Origin of the sequence: Nocardia wallacei (assembly GCF_029868745.1) — a bacterium.
GTDB classification, from domain to species: domain Bacteria; phylum Actinomycetota; class Actinomycetes; order Mycobacteriales; family Mycobacteriaceae; genus Nocardia; species Nocardia wallacei_B.
Map to the genome: position 1 here is coordinate 48,118 of NZ_JARWOP010000120.1, position 23,902 is coordinate 72,019.

Consider the following 23,902-nt stretch of genomic DNA (forward strand, 5'->3'; position numbering starts at 1 on the left):
CGCGCTCACACGGTGAGAATCGTGCGCCCCACCGCCTGCCGGGCCTCGATGGTGGCGTGCGCCTCGGCGGCTCGTTCCAGCGGGAAGGTCTGGCCCACAACGACTTCCAGGCTCCCCTCGGCGGCCAGGACCAACGCACGGGCACCCAGTGCGTGGAAATCGGTGCCCGCGGCGGTGATGTCCATCAGCGTCGACACGGTGATGCCCTGTGCGGCAGCGTGTTCGGTGTCGAGTTCGGCGAATCCGCCTGCGGCATTGCCGTATCCGAAGAAGCGCCCGCCCGCCGCGACAACGCCGAGGGCGTCGCGGCCGATGGGTCCGCCCGCACCGTCGAGCACCACGGCCACGCCCGCACCGCCGGTCCGCTCCAGCACGCTGTCGGCCCAGCCGGGTTCCTCGTAGTCGATCACCTCGGTCGCGCCGAGTCGCCGCGCCAGGTCGAGCTTGCGCTGTCCGTGCGCCGCGGCGATCACCCGCGCTCCGGCGGCCCGCGCCAATTGCGTGAGCAGTATGCCGAGACCGCCACCGGCCGCCGTGATCAACACGGTTTCCCCGGCTTGTATCGCCGCCTGCTCGGCCACCGCCAGCGCGGTCGTGCCGTCGTGGACCAGGGCCGCGGCGGGCACGAAGTCCAGGCCGCCGGGCAGTTCGGCGAGGGTCTCCGCCTTGGCGAGCGCCTGCTCGGCGTAGCCGCCGATGGGCAGCCCGCCGCCGATCCCGCTGGCGGCCGTCGCGCTCGCTACCCGTTTGCCGAGCCACGCCGGATCGACGCCCTCCCCCACCGCCGACACCACGCCCGCGACCGCGCCGCCCGGCACGTACGGCGGCCGCAGGGGGAAGAAGTCGGTGCCCCAGCCGCCGCGCAGCCGCGCGTCGAGGAACATCACATCCGCCGCCGCGACGTCGATCACCACCTCGCCCGTTCCGGCCACCGGAGCCGGCGCCGTACCCGGCACCAGGACATCCGGTCCCCCGAAAGTCTTCGCCTCGACCACTCGCATCCTCGCCACGTCCCTTCGATTCGGCATTGCGGAACCCAGCCTGTTACCTGAAGCGTGGTTCAGGTCAAGGGGCGGGATGCCAGAATTTCGCCACGCGGCCCGCTCGGTTGGTGATCGCACAGGAACTCCGTTACTCTGGTCTGCGAGGGGAGTACTTCCCAAGTGCCATGCCGGTCAGTACGGATTCCGCCGTCGGAATCCCCGGGTGGCCACCCGAGTGAGGGTGAAGGAGACCTCGGGTGAGTTGCCATGCCCGAGGAGACTTATGAACCCCACCGATACCGTTCTCGCAGCCAGTGCGCTGCACACCATCGGCACGCCGTGGCTGTGGGCCGCGACCATCGCCGGTGTGCTGGCGCTGCTGGCGCTCGATTTCGTCGTCACCCGGAAACCACACGAGGTGTCGATGCGCGAGGCGGTCGGCTGGTCGGTCTTCTACATCGCGCTGCCGGTGATCTTCGGGCTCGTCCTCTGGATGGCCTACGACGGCACCGTCTCCACCGAATTCTTCACCGGCTATCTGCTGGAGAAATCGCTGTCGGTCGACAACCTGTTCATCTTCATGCTGTTGCTGGCGGCCTTCGCGGTGCCGGCGGCGCTGGCGCAGCGGGTGCTGTTGTTCGGCATCGTCGGGGCGTTGGTGTTGCGCGGCATCTTCATCGCGCTGGGCGCCGCCGCGCTCGCGTCGCTGGACTGGGCGTTCCTGCTGTTCGGCGCCATCCTGCTGGTGACGGCGGCGAAGCTGCTGATGGACGCGGCGAGCGGGCACGAACAGGAGGTCGACATCTCGCGCATGCGGTCGGTGCGGCTGATGCGCAAACTGATGCCGGTCACCGACGACTACCGCGGCACCCGGATGACCGTGCGCGAGGCGGGCAAGCGGGCCCTGACCCCGCTGGCCTTGGTCGTGACAGCCGTGATGGCCACCGATGTGGTGTTCGCGGTCGATTCGGTGCCCGCGGTGTACGGCGTCACCGGCGATCCCTACCTGGTGTTCGCGACCAACGCGTTCGCGCTGCTCGGCCTGCGCGCGCTGTACTTCGTGCTGCAGGCGGCGCTGTCGCGGCTGGTCCATCTCGCCTACGGCCTGGCCGTCATTCTGGCGTTCATCGGGGTGAAGCTGGTGCTGCACTGGGCGCACGGCATCTGGGACTGGCTACCCGAGATCCCGACGGTGGCGTCGCTGGGCGTGATCGTGGTGGTGCTCGCGGTGGTGACGCTGACCAGCCTGCGGGCGACGCGCGGGCCGCGCGAAAAGGATTCGACCACCACGGCGGCGTCGTCGTAAGGCCGACTTGCCTGCTCGAATCGGCTCGCCATACTGGAACTCGTGCTGCTACAACGGTTTCGTCGCGTCGATCTGAACCGCATGCACCGGGCGGTCGGCGAATTGCGGTTGCCGGAGGCGGTGTTCAAGACCTGCCCCTGGCAGCCGCGCGAACTCGTGGAGACCGGCCTGCGGCAGTGGCTGCGCTGCTGCGGCGCGGCCATGCGTGACGATCAGGTGATCGGAATGCCGTCGCATGCCGTCGACGAGGCGTGGCACGGGCTGATCCTGTGCACCGCCCGGTACGCCCGGTTCTGCGAGGCCGCGTACGGCCGCTTCCTGCACCACTTTCCCGAGGGCGACGGCTTCGGCGGCGGTTCCGGCGATTCCATGGAGACCCACCTCGGCCGGACCGTCGTCGCGTGGTCCATGGTGGCCGAGCCCGGCGAGCGGTGCGTGCTGTGGGATCTCGACAGTGCGGTGGGCGTCGAACATCCGTGGGGCGTCGCGCGCGAACGTGTCGAGGGCATCGAATCGGCGCTGCGGGCCGGGGAATCTCCCTAACCGCTGCTGCCCCCGCCACCACAGCTGCTGCCTCCACCACCACAACTGCTCCCGCTACCGCCGCCGCAACTGCTGCCGCCGCCACAACTGCTGCCGCTACCCCCGCCGCAACCGCTGTTTCCCCCACCACCGCAACTCGGCCCGCTGTGGCCTCCGCCGGAGAAATCAAGGCCCGAGTAATAGACGCCGTTGTACCCCGAGTCACCGGAACCTCCGCCGCCGTATCCCGGTCGCCCGTGCCGCCATTGGTTTTGCCGCCGAGACTTGTTGCCCGCCAAGACAACCAGCGTGATTATCGCCGCGAAGAATCCGATCGCGATCACGAGGACACCGATCAGCAACAGAATTACCATGCCCCGGACGGTAACCGGTCGGCATGAAGATCGGCTGAAGAACTCCTTGCATACTCGGCGTCAGCCGGTCCCGCCGTCACCGGAGTCGCCGTTGTTCCAGCGGTGACGGCCGCGGCGCGGACCGGCGACGGTGTGCTTGACGACGATGAGCACGAGCCAGAGCAGGTAGAGCACGGCCGCGACGAGCATGACGTTCATGGACGCAGGCTATGAATCCGCGCCAATGATCGGCCAAAGATCTGGTTGCCCTAGCTGGTACCGCAGGTCTGCGGGCGCAGCACTCCGGGTGCGTCGTCACAGTCGTAGCCCGGGTCGTCGTCTTCCCCGGAACCGGTGTGTCCCCGATCGTTCGGATCCTGGGCATCGGCCACAGCCTGGATGATGAGTGCGATACACCCGCAGACCAGAACGACGGCAGCGACGAGGGTCACGGTCTCCATAGCCGCAACCTAGGAACGTCTCCCTATGACCCGCTTAAGGTTCGGTTGGAGACGGACCGCTACGTCAGCTTCACCCGAGCGGCGACGAAGCGGGCCAGCGCCGGCGCCAAGCGGTGGAAGTGGTACTGGAGGTGGGCCTCCGGGGTCACCGGCACCACCGCGCGCCCGCGCTCGACGGCGCGGACGATCTGCGCCGCCACCTTCTCGGGTCCGTAGCTCCGCATCCGGTAGAGGTTGTCGTACTTGGCCTGCTTGCGAGCCTCCTCCTCGGCGGAGACGCCCGAGAACTTGGTGGTGGCAACGATATTCGTATGGACGATGCCGGGACAGATGGTGTGGACGGCGATGCCCTTGCCCGCCAGCTCGGCGCGCAGGCAGTCGGAGAACATGAACACCGCCGACTTGCTGGTGGAGTACGCGCTGAACCCGCGCTGCGGCGTATAGGCGGCCATGCTGGACAGATTCACGATGTGCCCGCCGAGTCCGCGCTCGGCCATGGCGGCGCCGAAGGTGCGGCAACCGTTGATCACACCGCCCAGGTTCACCCGTAGCACCCGGTCGAATTCGCTTGCGCTGGTGGCGAAGAAGTCACCGGCCTGCCCGATGCCCGCGTTGTTGACCAGGATGTCGGGCACCCCGTGCGCGGCCAGCACGGCGGCGGCGTGCTCGGCCACGGCGGCCTCGTCGGAGACGTCCAGCGCGTAGGGATGCGCGAGACCGCCTGCGGCCGTGACGAGTTCGGCTGTTTCCTTGGCCGCGTTCGCGTCGATGTCCGACAGCACGATCTCGGCCCCGCGGCGCGCGAACTCCAGCGCCGTCTCCCGGCCGATCCCGCTGCCGCCACCGGTGATCACGACGAGCTGATCCTCGAACGGCCTACGCTCCCTGCCCACTTCGGCCCGCCGCAGCGCCCGCGAGGCCGTACCGCCGCCGACCGAGTCCACGAGTTCGGTCGTGGCCGTGGCCAGCAGTTCCGGGTGCGAGAAGGGCAACCAGTGGCCGCTGCCCACCTCGCGACGCCACAGCCGCGGCGCCCACTGCTGCGTATCGGCGTATCCGGCCGGTCGCACCGCCACGTCACGGCGGGCGATGACCAGTTGCACCGGAACCTCGGTGCGGCGTTCACGCGGACTCAGCAGGCGCTGCACGATATTGGCGCGGTAGATCCGCATCCCGTCGAAGAAGTCGGACCGGAACGTCGGGCCCAGTTTCACGTTCCGCGGTTCGGTCTCGTTCATCAACCCGACGAAGCGCTGCCAGACCTTCTCCGCCGACAGCGGCCGCAGCACCACCCGCGGGACGCCCGGCGTCATGAACAGGAAAGTGTACGCCGAGGACAGCACCTGGGTGAACGGGCCCCACACCGCGCCCCGAGACAGCTTGTCGCGCATCCACTTTCCCAGATGGTCCAGGTTGGGCCCGGATACCGAGGTGAACGAGGCGATCCGGTCGGCGGCCTGCGGTTCGCACACCGCCTCCCACATCTCGACCGAACCCCAGTCGTGCGCCAGCACGTGCACGGGCCGGTCCGGACTGACCGCGTCCGCGACGGCGAAGAAGTCGGCGGCGAACCGATCCAGCCGGTAGTCCTCGGTGCGGCTGGTCCGGGTGGACCGGCCGTGCCCACGGGTGTCGTAGGCGACGACGTGGAATCGCTCGGCCAGCAACGGGATAACCCGGTCCCACAGGTGGTGGTCGTCGGGCCAGCCGTGCACCAGCACAATGGTTTCGGCATCCGGCTCGCCGTATTCGTAGACGGCCAGGTCGAATTCGCCGCTGCGGACGGTCCGTTCCACTTCCGGAACGGGAATCTGATCGGTCACGATGTTCTCCTTCGGCACGTCGCCGGGCGGGTGGGAATTCACAGATCCAGCACCAAACGGTCACCGTCACAACGGGATACGCAGATCAGCATGTCGCCGTCGGCGCGCTCGTCCGGGGTGAGCACGGTGTCGCGATGGTCGACCGTGCCGGACAGCACGCGCACCTTGCAGGTGCGGCAGAACCCCTGCCGGCACGAGTACGCCGTGTCGGGGCGCGCCGCCAGCACCTGTTCGAGCGCCGTCCGGTCGGCGGAAACCGTCACGACCTCGCCGGTGCGGGCCAACTCCACCGCGAACGGCTTGCCGTCGACGACGGGCGGCGCCGAGAATCGCTCGGAATGCAGTTCCACGCTGGGCATCTCGCGCACGGCGGCGGCGATCACGGTGGTCATCGGCACCGGGCCGCAGCAGTACACCGCGGTGTCGGGCCCCACTCGCGGCAGCAGGTCCGCAGCGGTGGGCAGGCCGTGCTCGTCGTCGGTGCGCACGCTCACGCGCGCACCGAAACTCTCGATCTCGTCCAGGAACGGAATGGTGTCGCGGCTGCGCCCGGTGTACGCCAGCGTCCAGTCGACGCCGAGCCGGTGCGCCATGCGCACCATCGGCAGAATCGGGGTGACACCGATCCCCCCGGCGACGAAATGCACTCGGGTGGCGTCGGATCCGTAACCGGGCAGGACGAACGGAAAGGCGTTGCGGGGGCCGCGGACGGTCACCCGCGCACCGGTGCGCAGGGCCTCGTGCACCTCCCGCGAACCGCCGCCGCCGTCCGGGATGCGCCGCACCGCGATCCGGTAGTGACGCCGGTCGGCCGGGTCGCCGCACAGCGAGTACTGCCGCAGCCTGCCGGAGGGCAGTTCCAGATCGAGGTGCGCGCCGGGCCGCCAGTTCGGCAGCTCCCGGCCGTCGGGTGCGGTGAGCAGCAAGCTGATCACGTCGGTGTCGCGGGCCTCCACCCGGCGCTGCACCACCGTCAGCTCCAGCCGACGGTCGTCCACGCGACCCGCGGGGCTGCGTCGGTTGATCAATGTGGACCAGCGGAAGCGTGTTTCGGCGACGGTGTGGAACACCCGCATCGCCCGATCCGCCCGGCGGCGACCGTACAGATCGGCCGGTGGCTGGACCGGCGCGGGTCGGTGCGTCGTCACGACGACAGTGCCTGTGCCGCAGGAGATTTCGCCAAGTACGCCACGGCCTGCGCGGTGGACCCGACCGAGGCCGGGGTGTAACCGGGCTGGAACACCGACAACGCGCTCCACAGCAGCGACGGCACACCCGGCAGCGCGCCGCGCCACATCGCGCCGAAGATCTTCAGCGTCAGCCGCGGATAGCGCATATCGGGCAGCGAGTCATCCTGCTGCACAAGGTATTTCGTGCCGCGTAGGAGCAACGAGATGAAGATCGGGAACGTGATGAGCATCAGCGCGCAGCGCCGCAGATAGCCGATATCGAAGTACTCGGCGACCTCGTGCGCGACGAAGCGGTGCTCCACCTCCTCCGCCCCGTGCCAGCGGAACAGGTCCAGCACGTTCGGGTCGGCGCCGAACCGCTCGAGGTCGGCGTTGAGCACCCAGTCGCCGAGGAAGGCGAAGAAGTGCTCGAGGGTCGCGATGAAGCCGAGGCGCTCGACCAGCGCCTGGAATTCCGCGCGGGCGGTCCGGCCGGCGCGGGGGCCGAGGGTCGTGCGGAACAGGAATTCCATCTGGCGCACATACGGTTCGACATCGATCCCGTGCGCCGCGAACACCTCGTCGAGCACGCCGTTGTGGGTTTCGGCGTGCATGGACTCCTGACCGATGAACCCGAGCATCTGCTCACGCAGCTTCTCGTCCTTGACCAGCGGCAGCGCCTCGGAGAACGTCCGGCAGAACATCCGCTCGCCCTCGGGCAGCAGCAGGTTCAGCGCATTGATCAAATGCGAGCCGATCGGCTCGGCGGGCATCCAGTGCAACGGGGTGTCGCGCCAGTCGAAGTGCACATTCCGGGCCTGCAGAGCCACCTCGCCCGGATCGATCGTCGCGCGACCTGCCCGAAGAGGAAGTAACTTCATCGGTACTCCTGGTGTTCCGGTCACAGCGGCCGGTGTCGGCCGTTGCTTCATGACCGTAGCAACAGTGTACCTATATCCGCTACCGGGAGTTACATGTAGCGCTACGCCCCGCGAACCCGCCGGTCAGCGGCGTGTCATCGGGCTGGTCAGCGTTTTGCCGTTCGGGTCGGTGGTGGTGGCGGTCGTGAAGACGTGCCCCGGCTCGACCAGGTCGGACAGCACGATGTGGACCGGTTCGCTGACGAAGTTTCCGGCCGCGCAGTTGGGATCGCAGGTGTTGAAGTGCTGCACGCCGTCACCCTCGGCCCGGTCCGGGCCCCAGGACTTCCAGTCGATCTGCTCGACCCGCAGTCCGAGATCCGCGCACGCCATGATGACATTCGGCGGACGGACGGCGGGCTTGCTGAACGAACAGTCGATCACTTCCGGCACCGAGTTCGCCGCCGGCGACTGACCCGCCGCGGCGCCGGGGTCTTCCCCGCCACAGCCGGCCAGCGCGAGCGCCGCCGACACCGCCGCCGCGACGGCCAGCCGACGACGGTGACCTGCCGGGAAACCGATCTTCCGCACCGTCATCTCCATCCCACTGTGTACCGGCGTGCCGCGCACGCCGCCCCTGACCGGATCATGGCCCATCCGGGCCGCCTTCGCACGCGGCACGCGCAAATTACCGCGCCGCACCCGAGTGGTCGTCGCTCCAGCGCCGCGACCAGTCCCAGAGCGGTTGCAGCGCGACGCCGAGTTCCCGGCCGATCGGGGTGGGCTCGTAGGCCTTGTCCGGGCGCTTCACGACCAGTCCCGCGCTCTGCAGGTGCTGCAGGCGCACCGAGAGCATGCTCGACGAGCAATTGCCCATCCGGCGCCGCAGTTCCAGGAAACCGATCGGGCCGGGCTCCAACTCCCACAGCACGCGCAGCATCCAGCGCTGGCCCAGCAATTCCATGGCCGCGTGTATCGGCGCCGGATCGCGCCGTCTTGCACTTCTCATTTCGAACTACCATAGTGATTCTGAAATAGAAGCGATCGAGTGGGAGTGCATGGTGGGTTCGCAGCGAATCGTGGTGGTGACCGGGGCATCGCGCGGCATCGGGGCGCAGACGGCGCGGATCATGGCGGCCCGCGGCGACCACGTGGTGCTCAACTACCGCGAAAAGCGCAAGCGCGCACAGCAACTCGCCGACGAGATCGCGCAGGCCGGTGGGAGCGCGTCGGTCGCGGGGGCGGATCTGTCGGACGAGAGCGCGGCGCGGGCGCTGGTCGAGGAGGTGACCGGCCGGTTCGGCCGCCTGGATGTGCTGGTGCTCAACGCCTCCGGCGGTCTCGAGCACGGCGCTCCCCCGGACTACGCGATGGCGATCAACCGCGACGCGCAGCTGCGTCTGGTCCGATTCGCGTTGCCGCACATGCCTTCCGGTGGCCGCATCGTGTTCGTCACCAGCCATCAGGCGCACTTCCACGGCCGCAAGCCGGTCCCGGACGCCTATCGGCCGATCGCGGCGAGCAAGCGCGCCGGCGAGGACGCGCTACGGGCGATGATTCCCGAATTCACCGCGCGCGGTATCGGTTTCACCGTGGTGTCGGGTGACATGATCGACGGCACCATCATCGTGCGGCTGCTGCAGCGCCGCGATCCGGCGGCCGTCGCCGCCCGCACCGAGCACGGCGAGTTGCCGACGGTGACGGAGTTCGCGACCGCGGTCGCCGATGCCGCCGACACCGCGGCCGAACCGGGCCACACCGTATACGTCGGCGGCGCGGACTATCTGTCACACCACTGACCAGGTTCAGTCCGGCCACACCGGGTCGCGCTTCTCCAGGAACGCGGCCATTCCCTCACGGGCGCCGGGCAATTGGGACGCGGCCGCCATGACTTCCAGGGCGATGGCGTAACCGTCGGCCTCGGGACGATCCAGCTGGGCGTAGAGGGTGCGCTTGCCTAGGGCCTTGCTCGCGCGGCTGCCGCGGGTGGCGCGGGCCATCAGCTCGGCGACCGCGGTGTCCAGGTCGGCGTCGGGGACCACGCGGTTGATCAATCCCCACTCCTCGGCCGTGTGCGCATCGATCGGGTCGCCGGTCAGGGCCAGCTCCATCAGCCGCTTGCGCCCGATCGCGCGGGCCACCGGCACGGCCGGCGTGTGACAGAACCAGCCGCCCTTGCCGCCGGGGAGCGCGAACCCGGCCGAGCGGCCCGCGACGGCCAGGTCGCAGGAGGCCACCAGCTGACATCCGGCGGCGGTCGCCAGCCCGTGCACGCGGGCGATCACCACCTGCGGCACCGATTCGATGGTGGACATCAATTCGGTGCACAGCGTGAGGAGTTCGCGCACCTCGAGCAGGTACCGCGCGGCCACGTCGGCGAAATCGTGCCCCGCGGAGAAGACCGGGCCGTTGGCGGCCAGCACGATACCGGTGGCGCTGCTGTCGCCCGCGGCGCGGAAGGCGGCCAGCAGCTCGGTGAGGTGTTCGGCGGACAGGGCATTGCGCCGCTCCGGCCGGTTCATGGTGATCCGGACGGTGCCGCCCTCCCGTGCGACGAGCAGGTGCTGATAGTCCTCTGCGGTCATGGCCTCCACCGTAATGCCGGGACCACCGATGCCCGATCGTCACCGGTAGCTGCGGCCAATCCGCGCCGACGCGGTCATGGCTCACGCTATGGTCCCGGATGTGGCGGATTGGGTGCGGATGCGGTTGCGGGTCGACGAGTTCGACGACACCGAGTTCGTACCGTACCTCGAACGCGCGGCCGCCGCCGGGATCTCCTTCACGACACTGGCCGAACTCGGCGAGACCGAGCGCAATCGCCACGCGGTGTTCGAACTCAACCGGACCTGCGCGGCCGATATCCCCCAGCGCGGCGAGTTCTTCACCTATCCGGAGTACGTCGCACAACGATTCGAGGCGCCGGGATACGACCCCCGCGGAGTGCTCCTGGCGATACGCGCGGGCGAGCCGGTCGGGCTGAGCATGGTGTCGCTGCACCCCGACCGCGGCGTCGCCTTCAGTGAGATGACCGGCGTGCTGAGACCCTTTCGCGGGCACGGACTTTCACTGGCCCTGAAACTGCTGGCGATCGGCTTCGCACGGTCCGCCGGTGCGCGCTGGATGACGACCTTCCACCACCCGGACAACGCCGCCGCCATCGCGATGAACCAGCGCCTCGGCTTTCACACGTATATCGAAGAGCAGCAGGCAGATTCGCCCTGATCGGCGCGGCAATACCCGCCGGGGAATTGTCCGGCGCACGCCCGCGGCGGATGCTCGGCAGCGTGAACGACATTCGATACGGACTGCTGTTGCCCGCCGGACAGGCTCAACTGTCCGCCGGGGGTTCGGCGCGGGGACTGCTGGATCTGGTGGTGCGGGCGGAACGCCTGGGCTTCGACTCGGCATGGGTGGGCGATTCGCTGTTGCGCGCCCGGGTCGAACCGCTGACCCTGCTCGCCGCCGCGGCCTCGGCGACCGAACACATCACCCTGGGGACGGCCGCGCTGATACCCGCGTATCGCCATCCCGTGCAGGCGGCATTGACCCTGGCGTCACTGGATCTGCTGTCGGAGGGACGGCTGATCCTCGGTGTCGGAGGCGGGTTCCCGGGTCTCAGCGAGCCGGAATTCGAACTGTCCGGGGTGCGGTTCAAGACGCGGTTCTCGCATCTGGACGACACGGTGCGGCTGTGGCGGCAGCTGTGGGCGGGTAACTCGGAACCGTTCCACGGCAAGGTGCTTCGATACGACTGGCTGCCCGAGGTGCCGCGCCCGCACCGGCCCGGCGGGCCGCCGATCTGGCTGGCCGGGATCACCCCGGCCGCGCTCGCCCGGACCGGGCGGCTCTACGACGGCTGGCTCCCCTACCCGCCCGACGTCGCCGACTACGCATCGGGCCGGGAGGCGATCGCCGCGGCGAGTGCGGCCGCGGCGCGGCCCGAGAACACGGTCACCCCAGCGCTTTTCGCCACCGTTCACATAGACGACGACGCGGAACGCGGCCGGGCCGCGCTGGAGGAGTATTGCCAGGCGACCTACCGCATGTCCCTCGACGCCGTCGGCGCCATTCAGGTGATGATCACCGGTTCGGCGGATCAGGTGGCCGCCGAACTGGATCGCTACGTCCGAGCCGGTGCGCGACACCTGCTGCTCCGCATCGCGGCCGTGTCGCACGAGTCCTTCGAGTCCCAGCTGGCTCGTGTGGTGGCCCTGCTGCCGCACGCCGCGCTCGCGTAGCCCGATCGTGTGGGAGTGGAGGTAGCTACCGGCTCGCGCCTATCGGCGGCGGTCCCACCGCCTCCGGCGCGACGACGTGGTGGATGGGGCCGTCGGTCGCGGCCAGGGCGCGGCCGGAGCCGCCGCGGCGCACCGCGACGATCTCGGCGGCCACCGCCACGGCGGTCTCCTCCGGCGTGTGCCCACCGAGATCCAAGCCGATGGGCGAATGCAGCTGTGCCAGTGCCGCTTCGGTGAGCCCCGCGGCGCGCAGCCGGGCCAGGCGGGCGCGGTGGGTGCGCCGCGAGCCCATGGCGCCCACATAGGCGGCGGGGCCGCGCAGCGCCACCTCCAGCACCGGCACATCGAATTTCGCGTCGTGGGTGAGCACGCAGATCACCGTGCGCGCGTCGGCCCCGGTGCGGGCCAGGTAGCGGTGCGGCCAGTCCACTACCACCTCGTCGGCCTCGGGAAACCGTGCACGGGTGGCGAATACGGGCCGCGCGTCGCAGACGGTCACGTGATAGCCGAGAAACTTCCCGATCCGCGCGACCGCTCCCGCGAAGTCGATGGCGCCGAACACGAGCATGCGGGGCGGCGGTACGAACGATTCCACGAAGACGGTGGTCGGGTTCGCCGAACCCCCTGAACCGCAACCGATCACGCGTATGCCCGTACCGCCCAGATCGAGCATCGCCCGGCCCTCGGCAATTACTCGAGGGTCGAATCGAGCGCCATATGCCCAGTCCGGGCCGAGCGCCAGCGCAGCGCCGTTCTCCATATCCCGGACCAGGGCCACCGGCCCCGCCCCGGACAGCGCCGTCTCGATTACCTCTTGTTCGCGTGCACCGACCGGATGCACGAACACCTCGAGCGCACCGCCGCAGGTCAATCCGACCGCGAACGCGTCGGAGTCGCTGTAGCCGAACGTTTCCCGTCGGGGCTGCCCGGTACGCAGCACCTCCCGGCACAGCTCGTAGACCGCACCTTCCACACACCCGCCGGAGAGGCTGCCGACCACCGTGCCCGCCTCGTCCACGGCCAGCGCCGCGCCCACCGGCCGCGGCGCGCTGCCGGTGACGCCGACGATGCTGGCCACGGCGTACCGGGTACCGGCCGCATGCCATTGCCGCAGTCGCTCGGTCAGTTCACGCACGATCATCACCCGCCCAGCAGGACTTCGATACCGGAGATGGCGAAGTAACCCGCGAACACGACGCTGACCACCCATACCAGCCAGTGGATTTCGCGGAACTTGCCGCGCGCCGCCTTGATCACCGTGTACGCGATCAGGCCCGCGCCGACACCGTTGGTGATCGAGTAGGTGAACGGCATCGCGACGATGGTCAGGAAGGCGGGCACCGCGACCTCCAGATCGCCCCAGTCGATCTTGCGGGCCTGCGTCATCATCAGCGCACCCACCAGCACCAGCGCCGGTGCGGCCGCCTGGATCGGCACCACGCCCGCGATCGGCGTGAAAAAGATTGCCAGGCAGAACAATCCGCCGGTCACCACGCTCGCCAAGCCGGTACGGGCGCCCTCACCGACACCCGTCGCCGACTCCACGTAGACCGTGCTGCCCGCGCCACCCGCGGCGCCGCCGATGACCTGCGCGACGCCGTCGGTGGTGAGCACCCGGCCCAGGCCCGGCATGGTGCCGCGCTCGTCCAGCAGTCCGGCCTCGTCACACACCCCGAAGATCGTGCCCATCGCGTCGAAGAAGCCGGTCAGTACCAGCGTGAACAGCACCACGCCCGCGGTCACGGCCCCGGCCCGGGCGAAGCCGCCGAGCGGATCGATATGCAGCGCGAGACCGAAATCCGGTGCGGCGAAGAGTTTGTCGGGCAATTCCGGGACGACCGTGCCCCACGCGCCCGCGTCGATGTCCGCCACCGCGTTGACGAGGATCGCCAGGGCCGTGGCGATCGCGATGCTGATCAGGATGGCGCCCGGCACCTTTCGGATGTAGAGCGCGAGCATCACCAGCAGGCCGACCCCGAACACCAGCACGGGCCAGCCCTGCAGGTGTCCGTCCGGGCCCAGCCCCACCGGCGGCCCGGTCGGCGAACCGTGCCCGACCACCCCCGCCGACACCAGCCCGATCATGGCGATGAACATGCCGATTCCGACCCCGATCGCGTTCTTCAACGCCAGCGGGATGGCGTTGATGATCATCGTCCGCAGGCCGGTCGCCGCCATGATCACGATGATGACGCCCATGAGCGCCACCAGGCCCATGGTCTGCGGCCAGGTCATGTGCGGCGCGGCCTGGAAGGCCACCACCGGCACCACGCCCAGTCCCGCCGCCAGCGCCAGCGGCACATTGCCGACCAGCCCCATCAATACGGTGGACAGTCCGGCCGAAAACGCAGTGGCGGTGGTGAGCTGGGCGATGTCGAGATGGCGGCCGTCGATGTCGGTGGCGCCGCCGAGAATCAGCGGAACCAGCAGGATCACGTAGGCCATCGCGACGAAAGTTGTGATGCCGCCGCGGATTTCACGAGAGACGGTGGTGCGCCGCTCGCGGAGACGGAACATCCGGTCGAATGCGGACCGGGCGGCCGCGGGACTGGTACGGATCTGTACTTGGGTCATTGGCGGGTGCCCTCCTAAGGGCAGACCTGCGGTCCGTGCCGTCTTACGAACCGGGCGGGCGGTGGATCAGCAGCTTCGGATGATGTCCTCCGGGCGGACCGGCACCCGGGTCAGATGGCCGGTGCCGCCGGCGACCCGGCAGGCCTGGCGAATCGCCGAGACGATGGCCGGGGTGGAGGAGAGCGTCGGGGGCTCGCCGGCGCCGCGCAGCCCGTACGGGGCGTGCGGGTCGGCGTTCTCGAGGATCTCCAGCCGCTGCGACGGAGTGTCGAGAATGGTCGGGATGAGATAGTCCGTGAACGAGGGGTTGCGCACCTTTCCGTCGGTTACCTGAATTTCCTCCATGACCGCCAGGCCGAGCCCCTGCACGGACCCGCCGTGGATCTGGCCCTCCAGCGACAGCCGGTTCATGATCTTGCCGACGTCCTGGACCGCGTCGAGGGCGACGACCTTGACCAGCCCCAGCTCCGTGTCGACGTCCACCACGGCGCGGTGCACGCAGACGGCGAGCTGGGTATGGCTGTCACCCTGGCCGGTGACCGGGTCCATGCCGGTGGTCGGCCGATGCTGGTACACGCGGGTCTCTTCGACGACCCCCTCATCGAGCACGTCGACGAGCGCCGCGAGCACCGCACCGTTGCGGGCGATCACCTTGCCGCCCACCAGATTCGCCGCGTCGGCGTGACCCTGCGCGACGGCCAGTTCCAGCACCCGGGCCCGGACCGCCTCGCAGGCGGTCTTGACCGCGCCACCGGTCATGTAGGTCTGCCGGGAGGCCGAGGAGGAACCGGCGTCCCCGACGCCGTTGTCGGCCGGATGGATCGTCACCCGGTCGACGCCGAGTTCGGTCCGGGCGATCTGCGCCTCGACCGTCACCAGCCCCTGACCGACCTCGGCCGCCGCGGTGTGTACCAGCGCGACCGGTTCGCCCGCAACGACTTCCAGCCGTACCCGGGCCGTGGAGTAGTCGTCGAAGCCCTCGGAGAAGCAGATGTTCTTGATGCCGACGCCGTACCCGATCCCGCGGACCACGCCCTCGCCGTGCGTGGTCTGCGAGGCCCCGCCGGGCAGGTTGCGAATATCATTGGTGTCCAACGGTTCCGGCAGCGGCATCGTCTCCAACTGCCCGAGCATCTCGCGCAGCGGGGTCGGCGCGTGCACCACCTGTCCCGTCGCCAGCTTGGAACCCTGTGCAACGACATTGATCTGGCGTATGTGCACGGGGTCGAGGCCGAGCGCGGCGGCCAGCTTGTCCATCATCGACTCGTGCGCGAAGCAGGCCTGCACCGCACCGAAGCCGCGCATCGCACCGCACGGCGGGTTGTTGGTGTAGACGCCGTAGGCGTCGACCTCGAGGTGCGGGAACTCGTAGGGGCCCAGGGCAAGTGACGACGCGTTGCCGGTGACGTTGAGCGTCGCCGAGGTGTAGGCGCCGCCGTCGAGGACGATCTTCACCTTCGCGAAGGTGAGCTTGCCGTCGCGGGTGGCACCGTACTCGTACCACATCTGCGCGGGATGCCGGTGCACGTGACCGAAGAAGGACTCCTCCCGGTTGTACATCATCTTGATCGGCCGGCCGGTGTACATCGCCAGCATGCCCGCGTGGATCTGCATCGACAGGTCCTCGCGGCCTCCGAAGGCGCCGCCGACGCCGGCCAGCGTCATGCGGATCTTCTCGTACGGCAGCCGCAGGCACGGACCGATCTGCGACAGATCGTTGTGCATCCACTGGGTGGCGACGAAGAATTCCAGACCGCCGTCCTCGGTCGGTACGACCAGCCCCGATTCCGGTCCGAGGAACGCCTGGTCCTGGATGCCGACCTCGAACTTCTCCGACACCACGACCTCGGCGAGCGCGCGGCCGACCTCGACGTCGCCGACCCGGACCGGCTGGTGGCGGGCGATCCCGCCGCGCTCCTGCACCCGATGGGTCACCGGATCGTCCACCACCGCAACGGGATCGGTGACGGGCTCCAGTACCTCCCACTCGATCTCGATGGCCTGCATGGCGCGCCGGGCGATCTCGGGATGGTCGGCGGCGACGAGCGCGATCGGCTCGCCCTGGTGGCGCACCTCGCCGATGGCCAGCACCGGCTGATCCCAGGTGTGGTCGAGACCGTAGTGCTTGCGGCCGGGCACGTCGTCGCAGGTGAGCACCGCGTGCACGCCGGGCAGCGCCAGCGCCGGAGCGATATCGATCGCGAGGATGCGAGCGCGCGGGTGCGGGCTGCGCAGCGTCGTCCCCCATAGCATGCCGTCCATCCAGAGATCGGAGGAATAGGCGAACTCGCCCTTCACCTTCAGCGTGCCGTCCGGCCGCAGCGGGCTGGCGCCGATCCCGCCCTTGCCGGGCGCGGCGACTCGCTCCGGGAATCGGGTCGAACGTGTCGATGTCATGACTATCGCTCCTCGCGCAGTAAGCGGTGACGAGCCGCGGCTCCCGCGCGGGCGACGGCATCCTGGGAGACGGTGCGCAGTTCGTCGTCCTCCACCACGGTGCGGCCGCCGACGAGCAGTCGCGCCAGGGGCGGGGTGGGACCGAAGACCAGTGCGCAGACCGGATCGCCGAGCGCCGCGCGGAAGCCGTCGACGCGCCAGACCGCGAGATCGGCGAGCTTGCCCGGCTCGAGACTGCCGATTTCCCGGTGCCGGCCCAGATTCCGGGCACCGCCCAGGGTGGCCATCCACAGCGCCTGGCGTGCGGTGAGCGCCTGCGGACCATGCATCGCCCGCTGGAACAGCAGGGCCTGGCGCATTTCCCCGGCCATCGAGGTCAGCTCGCTGGAGGCGGCGCCGTCCACCCCGAGCCCGACAGGGGCGCCCGCGGCCAGCAGGTCCGAGACCCGGGCGATCCCCGCGCCGAGACGGGCGTTGGAACTGGGGCAGTGCGCGGAGCCGCTGCCGGTGTCGGCGAAACGCTGAATGTCCTTGTCGTGCAGGTGCACCGCGTGGGCGAACCACACGTCGTCGCCGAGCCAGCCGATCTTCTCCATGTATTCCACCGGCGTGCAACCCATGTGCTCGCGGCAGTACTGTTCCTCGTCCAGGGTCTCGGCGAGGTGGGTGTGCAGGCGCACGCCCTTGTCCCGGGCCAGGGCGGCCGATTCGCGCAGCAGGGTCTCGCTCACCGAGAACGGCGAGCACGGCGCGACCGCGACGCGCAGCATCGAGTCGAACGACGGATCGTGGTACCGGTCGATGGTTTCCACTGTGGCGGTGAGGATTTCGTCGGTCTGCTCGACCACCTCGTCCGGCGGCAGGCCACCGTCGGATTGCCCGCGGTCCATCGATCCGCGGCACGGATGGAAGCGCAATCCCACCTCGGCGGCGGCGCGCACCTCGGCCTCGAACAGGTCGCCGCGCCCCTTCGGGAAGATGTAGTGATGATCCGAGGAGGTGGTGGCGCCGCTCAACGCCAGCCACGACAGGCCCGCCGCGGCGGCGCCGTAGGTGACCTCGGCGTCGATGCGCGACCAGGTGCGATACAGCCCGGTCAGCCATTCGAACAGGGTCGAATCCTGGTAGCAGCCCTGGGTAGCCCACTGGTACAGATGATGGTGGGTGTTGACCAGACCCGGGGTGACCAGGCAGCCGGTGCCGTCGAGACGTTCGGCGCCCTCGAGGCGCGGTGCCGGGCCCGCGCCGATCCCGGTGATCCGGCCGTTCTCCACGGTGAGGTACCCGCCGGGGATCTCCTCACCGACAACCGGTGCGAGATACGCGTTTTCGATGATCAGCGAATGCGTCATCCGGACACCGCCTTTCGTTCGGCCGCCGCGCGCACCGCGTCCAGGATCTTCTCGTAACCCGTACAGCGACAGAGGTTTCCGGCGAGCGCCTCGCGAATCTCGACGTCCGAGGGCCGCGGGTTGCGCTCGATCAGGTCGTGCGCCTGCACGATCAGGCCGGGGGTGCAGAAGCCGCACTGCACGGCTCCGGCCTCCAGGAACGCCTGCTGCACCGGATCCAACTCGTCGGCCGCCGCCAGGCCCTCCACCGTGCGCACCGAGCGACCGTGCGCCTGTCCGGCGGACACCAGGCACGAGCAGACCGGAGTGCCGTCCAAATACACTGTGCAGGAGCCACATTCGCCTTGCTCGCAGGCATTCTTGGAGCCCGGCAGGCCCATTCGCTCGCGCAGCAGGTAGAGCAGGCTCTCGCCCTCCCACACGTCGTCGACGTCCTCGGTCGAACCGTTGACCTCGCAGCTCACCCGCATCACGCCGCCCTCCGTCGCGCCGTCAGATCGTTCCAGGCCCAGGTCAGCGTGCGGCGCGCCAGCACCGACAGGGCATGCTTGCGGTAGTCGGCGGTGCCGCGCACGTCGTCGATCGGGCGGGCCGCGTCCGCGACCAATGCGCCGAAATCGCGCGCCACCGCGTCGGTCAACGGTGTCGGGTCGTCCCACGGCAGCGCCTCGGCCAGATACGTCTCGGCCGCGCGCGGACGCAGCGGTACGGGACCGGCCGAACCGATACCGGCGCCGACCGCCCGGCGATCCGGATGCAGCGCGACAGCGAACGAGCAGACGGCGATCACCATGGCATTCCGGGTGCCGACCTTGGCGAAATACTGCGGCCCGGTCGCCGGCTCCACCCAGATCGCCCGGATCAATTCGTCGGGCTCCAGCGCATTCTTCTTGACCCACACATAGAAATCGTCGATCGGGATCATGCGGGTGCCGCGCGCCGTCGATTCCACCTCGATCACGGCATCGGTCGCCAGCAATGCCGGATGGGTGTCTCCGGCGGGCGACGCGGCGCCGAGATTTCCGCCCACCGAGCCGCGGTTGCGGATCTGCGGCGACCCCACGGTCCGGGCCGCCTGTGCCAGCGCGGGCAGCTCGCGTCCCAGGTCACGAATGATGTCGACATAAGGCACCCCGGCGCCGATCCGCAGCCGCCCGCCGATCCGCTCGGTGCGCCGCAATTCGCGGCACGGATTCAGGTCCAGCAGCGCGTCGGGGCGGCCCTTGTCGAAATTCAGTTCGACCATGACGTCCGTGCCGCCCTGAATCGGGGTGGCTCGCGGGTGCTCGGCCTTCATTTCCAGCGCTTCCGCCCAATTTCCGGGTCGCAGGAATTCCATCGTCACTCCTTCCCGCCTGCCCCGGGCGGATACCCCGGCACCTGCTGCGCCATCTGGCCTCCATCGGATTCGATCGGTGTTCCCCGAGTACACCCGCGCGCGGGCCGGTGCGGCCACGACCGGACCGACGAACTGTGCGCCAGTTCACACGGCGGTATTTGTATGTATCTCCAACACTGATGACGGCAATGTTTCCGGTGGCTCGTTCCCGGCCTGCGGGCTGTTAGCGTCGAGATTCATGCGCCTTCGTTCGCTGCTCACCATGGACCTGGGGCTGGAACTCGTCACCGGGGAAGAGGAGCTGGATCGGTTCGTGCGCTGGGTCGTCACCCAGGACCTGCTCGACCCGGGCCGGTACCTGTCCGGCGGCGAACTGGTGCTCACCGGCATGCAGTGGCGCGGCGAACCGGCGGACAGCGAGACGTTCGTCGCGGCGCTCGCGCGGGCGAAGGTGGCGGCGCTGGCGACCGGCGACGCCCGCTACGGCGCCCCGCCCGACGATGTCGTGGCGGCCTGCCGACGCCACCGGATCCCGCTGTTCCGGGTGCACGAGACGGTGGCGTTCGCGACGGTCACCGAACGCATCACCCGCGACCTGTCGACGGGCCGGGCGGCGGACCTGTCGGCGATTCTGGACCGGCATCGGCAGCTGGTGTCCGGCGCCGGACTGGGTTCGGTGCTGGAGCTGATCGAACGCGATCTGGGCATGCGCTGCTGGGTCATGTCGTCGACGGGGCGTGTCGTGGCCGGACCGCGTCAGCGCCCGCCCGCACAGATCGTCACCGATTTCCTGAGCGCCCGTCGCCTTCCGTGCGTGACCACCGTCGGCGGCCGCCCGTACTCGCTGTTCGCCGTCGACGAGCACGGCACCTCCCGCGCCGCCGACTGGCTGCTGGTGTTCGACGGCGACTGGTCGGACTGGACCGAGGAGCGCCGCGCCCTGACCGGCGAGCTGGCCGCGGTCGTCTCGCTGGAACGCGCCCGCCAGGACGACCGGCAGAGCGCCGAGGGACGGCTCGCCGAGGAACTGGTCCAGTTGATTGTCTCCGATGCCAAACCGGCGGAGATCATTTCGCGGCTGGAGCTGACCGGGCTCGGGGCCGCCGACAGTTACGTCGCGGTGGCCGCGGCCGCCGAGGACGGCTTGCGCCCCAGGGAATTACGCGCGCTGCTGCGCGAAATCCTCTACGGCCGAACGCCGGCCGCCGGTGTCGTCGACGGCGAGGCGATCGCCCTGGTCCCGACCGACCAATCCGTCCTCGACCTCATCCACGCCGCACTGGACACCCTGGAGCCGGGACTGGGCGGCAGCCGATTGTCGATCGGGGTGAGCGGCATCGTCGACGGCGAATCGCTGCGCGGTGCGGTCGACGAGGCCCGGCACGCCCGGCGCGTGGCCGCCGACCGCCACCGCCCCGCCTGTGTCGTCGGCCACGATGAACTCGCCACCCACATGATGCTGCTGGCCAGCGTGCCCGACGAGGTGCGGCGCATGTTCCGCCTGCGCCTGCTGGACCCGCTGACCAGCTACGACCAGAACAACAGCGCCGATCTCGTGCACACGCTGGAGATCTTCCTGGAGACGTCCGGCTCCTGGGCGCGCAGCGCCGAATCGCTGCATGTGCACGTCAATACGCTGCGCTACCGGATCGCCCGCATCGAGGAACTGACCGGGCGCGACCTGTCCCGGCTGGCCGACCGCGTCGACTTCTTCCTGGCCCTGGCGTTGCGCTGAGCCGCGAACACCATGACACAGCAACAACTTTCACCGCAGTGCCATCCTCACACCGCGCGTGACAGCCAGGAGATGAGAGTGAACCGGTAGTGAACACCGAAAGGCGTGTCGGAGACGAAACACCAACGGGTTCCGGCATTTTCGGAGTTCTCTGTTCACCGTCCCGAGGGCGCTCGTTCATGCCGCCGCGTTAACGTTCGAGGGGTTGTTTCCGGGGACTGTCGAGCGGCCCCGAGGTTTGCCTGAACCCATGCTCTCCTTTGTGTGCCGAACTTCGGTCCGACGTGCGCAGAAACGAAACAGGTTGTGGCGGTCTATAACTGGAAATCCGATCGGTGGCAGTCGGCCGTATGGCAGCTGCCCGAGGTGATCCGGCGTTGCCGGGGGTGGATAGTCGCGACGCGGCGACGGCGCTGGACGGCGGGGATCCTGCTCACTATCTTCGTCCTGTTCGTCTGTCCCGGTCTGCTGGGTACGGCGGCCACGGCCGACACGGCCTCCGGCCGCAGCGCGGGATCGTCGGTGGGCAGCGCGCTCGCCTGGACCCACGTCGCCGACTCGTCGGGGGTGGAGGCGTCCAACTATCTGTTCGCCACCGACCACGGCGGTCTGCTGACCCCGGGCAACACCGCCCTGTCCATCGTTCTCGGGATGGAATTCGCGGGTTGGAAGATCATCGTCGTCACCGCGATCTGGCTCATCGGCTACGCCCTCAGCTTCGAGTGGCTGAACCTGCTCGCCAAGCCGCTGCTCGGGGTCGCCCACAGCCTGTCCGGACAGCTCGCGACGCCGATCATGCTGATCACGGCCGCGACGATCGGCGCCTTCTGCGTCGCGTGGTTCGTCGCCCGCGGCTTCTACTCCAAGGCGACCATGCAGGTCGTGACCATGCTGCTGATCGCGGTGCTCGGGCCGATGTTCCTCGCCGAACCGCTGGCCGATGTGCTGTCGCCGCACGGATGGCTCTCGCAGGGCCGGGATCTCGGCATCACGGTGGCGGCGGGCCTGCACGGGGACACCGCCGTCAACCCGGACCACATGGTCTCGACCATGCAGGCCACCCTGACGGACAACACCGCGCGGCGCCCGTTGCAGGTCTGGAATTACGGGCATGTGATCGACACCCGGCCGAGCTGCCGCGCCGCCTGGTCGGCCGCGATCTCCTCCGGCAACGAGGAACGCGTGAAGAAGGCGATCCAGTCCTGCGGCGACAGCGCCGCGAAGGAATCGATCGACAATCCGAACTTCGAACAGATCGCGACCGGTCTGCTGCTGCTCATCTCCGGGGCGATTCTGCTGTTGTTCGGTGCCGTGCTGGCGCTCAAGATAATCAAGTCCGCCCTGGACACCATCTACCACGGGATAATGTCGATATTCGGTTTCGCCGCAGGCGGTTTCGTCTACGGTCCCACCCAGACGTTCCTCATCCGCAATATCGTGGACAGCTTCGTGGCCGCTCTGCGCATGACCGTTTACACCGTCTTTCTCGGGGTGTACATGCTGATCCTGGGCGAGTTGTTCGCGCTGGCCGGGGAACAGGTCATGGTGGTCTTCATGATCGGGGCGATCGTGGAGATCGTCGCGATATTCCAGCTGCGGCGGCTCAGCAAGAGTCTGGAAAACGGCAACGAATGGATCGCCAACCGGTTCGCGCTGGCCGCCCAGGGCAATCGCGCGGCCGGCAGCGGCGGCGGTGGCGGTGGCGCCAAGGCGCTGGGCATGGGGACCGCGAGCGTGGGTCATTCGATGAGCGCGGGCCTGCTGCCCGCCCTCGCCGCGGTGAGTACGGTGAGCAATTCGCCGGTGACCGAATGGCTGTTCGGGGCGACCCGCTCACCGCTGCGGCCGAACGCTCGCATGGAGCGGGCCGCGCAGAAGGGGCAGTGGGGTTTCTGGGGTTCGCCGGGTGTCGGCGGTCCCGACGGGACGTACGCGCGGTCGTATATGAAATGGGAGCAATTCGAGGCGGGTGCGCGCAAGGCGGCCGCGCAGAACGGTGGAATCAACACTTTTCGCGGTGCGGCCGCGGCACTCCAGGGTCTGGAGGACCTCGGCGGGAGCGGCAGCGACGCATGGGCCCTCCTCAGGTCCATCGGTTTCAACGACCAGAACGTCATGCACCACTCCATCCGGTCGTGGCAGATCGTCGACTCGAACGCCGACGACGAAACGCTCGCCGACAAACATCTCGGGCACGTCGTCGCCGCGGCCAAACGAGCGCAGGAGTCCGCGAACAACCTCGTGCACGGTCGCGGCAGCGCCGAGGAGGCCGCCGCCGACATGGCGACCTTGCAGGCCGCCGCGTTCCGCTTCCATCGCGCGAATCCCCTGGGCGTGACGCTCGACGGCGGCGCCTACACCGGAGCACAACAGGATTTCATCAACGACTACATGGCCGACCCGACCCAGGCGAAGATCAAGCAGTTGCAGAAACTGGCCGACGGTGACACCGCGCAGGCCACAGGGATGCTCGCGAACGTCGGCGGCAAGGACGGCGCGGGCCGCATGCTGGCGGCCATCGGTAACCGCCACGCCACCCAGGTGCTGGAATCGGTCGACGACGTCATGCGCGATCCCGGCAACTACCAGTTGCTGCGGGACGCCAGGCGCCACATCGCCGCCGCGAGCACCACCGACCAGTGGGCCTCGGGCCGGTCGCGAACTCCGTGGAACTCGCTGGCGACACCGGGCGCCACGCCCGCGACGGCCGCGTGGCAGTCGGCGTGGCGGGGAGCCATGAGCGGGGAGCTCGCACGCATGCTTCGTTGAGGCGGATCCGGCGCGGGC

Annotated in this window: 21 protein-coding genes and 1 pseudogene; 7 read left to right on the top strand and 15 right to left on the bottom strand. The window is 69.1% G+C overall.

The genetic code is table 11. The features are described 5' to 3' along the window. Positions 1–5 precede the first annotated feature (5 nt). A complete protein-coding gene (locus QH470_RS09485; protein WP_280271912.1) occupies positions 6–1,028 on the bottom strand; it encodes a zinc-binding dehydrogenase in 1,023 nt (340 codons plus the stop codon). Positions 1,029–1,266: 238 nt separating this feature from the next. Here QH470_RS09485 and QH470_RS09490 point away from each other — a divergent pair, with 238 nt between their 5' ends. Further along, positions 1,267–2,289 (top strand): TerC/Alx family metal homeostasis membrane protein, encoded by a 1,023-nt coding sequence (locus tag QH470_RS09490; RefSeq protein WP_280271913.1) that lies wholly within the window; start codon positions 1,267–1,269, stop codon positions 2,287–2,289. Positions 2,290–2,370: 81 nt separating this feature from the next. Beyond that, on the top strand, positions 2,371–2,832 hold the full coding sequence (locus QH470_RS09495; RefSeq protein ID WP_280271965.1) for a glycine-rich domain-containing protein: 462 nt from the start codon (positions 2,371–2,373) through the stop codon (positions 2,830–2,832). A 413-nt stretch (positions 2,833–3,245) separates the two neighbouring features. Here QH470_RS09495 and QH470_RS09500 read toward each other — a convergent pair whose 3' ends face one another. The 7 genes and pseudogenes from QH470_RS09500 to QH470_RS09530 form a co-directional block, all read right to left on the bottom strand. Next, on the bottom strand, positions 3,246–3,383 hold the full coding sequence (locus QH470_RS09500; RefSeq protein ID WP_280271914.1) for a hypothetical protein: 138 nt from the start codon (positions 3,381–3,383) through the stop codon (positions 3,246–3,248). A 50-nt stretch (positions 3,384–3,433) separates the two neighbouring features. Further along, positions 3,434–3,625, bottom strand: coding sequence for a hypothetical protein (locus tag QH470_RS09505; protein ID WP_280271915.1), 192 nt, complete (start codon positions 3,623–3,625; stop codon positions 3,434–3,436). A gap of 9 nt (positions 3,626–3,634) precedes the next feature. Next, positions 3,635–5,466: pseudogene (locus tag QH470_RS09510) on the bottom strand (SDR family oxidoreductase). Positions 5,467–5,486: 20 nt separating this feature from the next. Further along, on the bottom strand, positions 5,487–6,596 hold the full coding sequence (locus QH470_RS09515; protein WP_425302642.1) for a PDR/VanB family oxidoreductase: 1,110 nt from the start codon (positions 6,594–6,596) through the stop codon (positions 5,487–5,489). Then, positions 6,593–7,498: a metal-dependent hydrolase gene (locus tag QH470_RS09520; protein WP_280271917.1), complete on the bottom strand. Its 906-nt coding sequence runs from the start codon at positions 7,496–7,498 to the stop codon at positions 6,593–6,595. The genes QH470_RS09515 and QH470_RS09520 overlap by 4 nt, the downstream gene beginning before the upstream one ends. Before the next feature lie 123 nt (positions 7,499–7,621). After that, positions 7,622–8,068, bottom strand: coding sequence for a hypothetical protein (locus QH470_RS09525; protein WP_280271918.1), 447 nt, complete (start codon positions 8,066–8,068; stop codon positions 7,622–7,624). Positions 8,069–8,165: 97 nt separating this feature from the next. Continuing rightward, positions 8,166–8,486, bottom strand: a complete 321-nt coding sequence (locus tag QH470_RS09530) for a winged helix-turn-helix transcriptional regulator (RefSeq protein ID WP_280271919.1) — start codon at positions 8,484–8,486, stop codon at positions 8,166–8,168. A gap of 52 nt (positions 8,487–8,538) precedes the next feature. Between QH470_RS09530 and QH470_RS09535 the strand changes: the two genes are divergently transcribed. After that, positions 8,539–9,276, top strand: a complete 738-nt coding sequence (locus tag QH470_RS09535) for an SDR family oxidoreductase (protein WP_425302643.1) — start codon at positions 8,539–8,541, stop codon at positions 9,274–9,276. Positions 9,277–9,282: 6 nt separating this feature from the next. On the opposite strand, the gene QH470_RS09540 is transcribed toward QH470_RS09535, so the two are convergent. After that, complete coding sequence (locus tag QH470_RS09540) at positions 9,283–10,062, bottom strand: enoyl-CoA hydratase-related protein (protein ID WP_280271921.1); 780 nt, start codon at positions 10,060–10,062, stop codon at positions 9,283–9,285. A 100-nt stretch (positions 10,063–10,162) separates the two neighbouring features. Between QH470_RS09540 and QH470_RS09545 the strand changes: the two genes are divergently transcribed. Together QH470_RS09545 and QH470_RS09550 are read left to right on the top strand one after the other, a co-directional pair. Continuing rightward, positions 10,163–10,702: a GNAT family N-acetyltransferase gene (locus tag QH470_RS09545; protein WP_280271922.1), complete on the top strand. Its 540-nt coding sequence runs from the start codon at positions 10,163–10,165 to the stop codon at positions 10,700–10,702. Positions 10,703–10,764: 62 nt separating this feature from the next. After that, positions 10,765–11,718: an LLM class flavin-dependent oxidoreductase gene (locus QH470_RS09550; RefSeq protein ID WP_280271923.1), complete on the top strand. Its 954-nt coding sequence runs from the start codon at positions 10,765–10,767 to the stop codon at positions 11,716–11,718. A 25-nt stretch (positions 11,719–11,743) separates the two neighbouring features. Here QH470_RS09550 and QH470_RS09555 read toward each other — a convergent pair whose 3' ends face one another. The 6 genes from QH470_RS09555 to QH470_RS09580 all read right to left on the bottom strand — a co-directional run bounded on the left by QH470_RS09555 (position 11,744) and on the right by QH470_RS09580 (position 19,380). Then, entirely contained in the window at positions 11,744–12,853 is a 1,110-nt protein-coding gene (locus QH470_RS09555) for an XdhC family protein (protein WP_280271924.1), read from the bottom strand. 5 nt (positions 12,854–12,858) lie between these two features. Further along, positions 12,859–14,292 carry an NCS2 family permease gene (locus QH470_RS09560; protein ID WP_280271925.1) on the bottom strand — a complete coding sequence of 478 codons (1,434 nt, stop codon included), beginning with the start codon at positions 14,290–14,292 and terminating at the stop codon, positions 12,859–12,861. 66 nt (positions 14,293–14,358) lie between these two features. Continuing rightward, positions 14,359–16,689 carry a xanthine dehydrogenase family protein molybdopterin-binding subunit gene (locus QH470_RS09565; protein ID WP_280271926.1) on the bottom strand — a complete coding sequence of 777 codons (2,331 nt, stop codon included), beginning with the start codon at positions 16,687–16,689 and terminating at the stop codon, positions 14,359–14,361. 2 nt (positions 16,690–16,691) lie between these two features. Continuing rightward, positions 16,692–18,041 (bottom strand): 8-oxoguanine deaminase, encoded by a 1,350-nt coding sequence (locus QH470_RS09570; protein WP_280271927.1) that lies wholly within the window; start codon positions 18,039–18,041, stop codon positions 16,692–16,694. Further along, a complete protein-coding gene (locus tag QH470_RS09575) occupies positions 18,038–18,511 on the bottom strand; it encodes a (2Fe-2S)-binding protein (RefSeq protein WP_280271967.1) in 474 nt (157 codons plus the stop codon). Before QH470_RS09575 ends, QH470_RS09570 begins: the two co-directional genes overlap by 4 nt. After that, a complete protein-coding gene (locus tag QH470_RS09580; RefSeq protein ID WP_280271928.1) occupies positions 18,511–19,380 on the bottom strand; it encodes an FAD binding domain-containing protein in 870 nt (289 codons plus the stop codon). Before QH470_RS09580 ends, QH470_RS09575 begins: the two co-directional genes overlap by 1 nt. 238 nt (positions 19,381–19,618) lie before the next feature. On the opposite strand from QH470_RS09580, the gene QH470_RS09585 reads away from it, so the two are divergent. Further along, positions 19,619–21,115 carry a PucR family transcriptional regulator gene (locus tag QH470_RS09585; RefSeq protein WP_280271929.1) on the top strand — a complete coding sequence of 499 codons (1,497 nt, stop codon included), beginning with the start codon at positions 19,619–19,621 and terminating at the stop codon, positions 21,113–21,115. Between the two features lie 306 nt (positions 21,116–21,421). Then, positions 21,422–23,884: a hypothetical protein gene (locus tag QH470_RS09590; protein WP_280271930.1), complete on the top strand. Its 2,463-nt coding sequence runs from the start codon at positions 21,422–21,424 to the stop codon at positions 23,882–23,884. Positions 23,885–23,902: the final 18 nt, after the last annotated feature.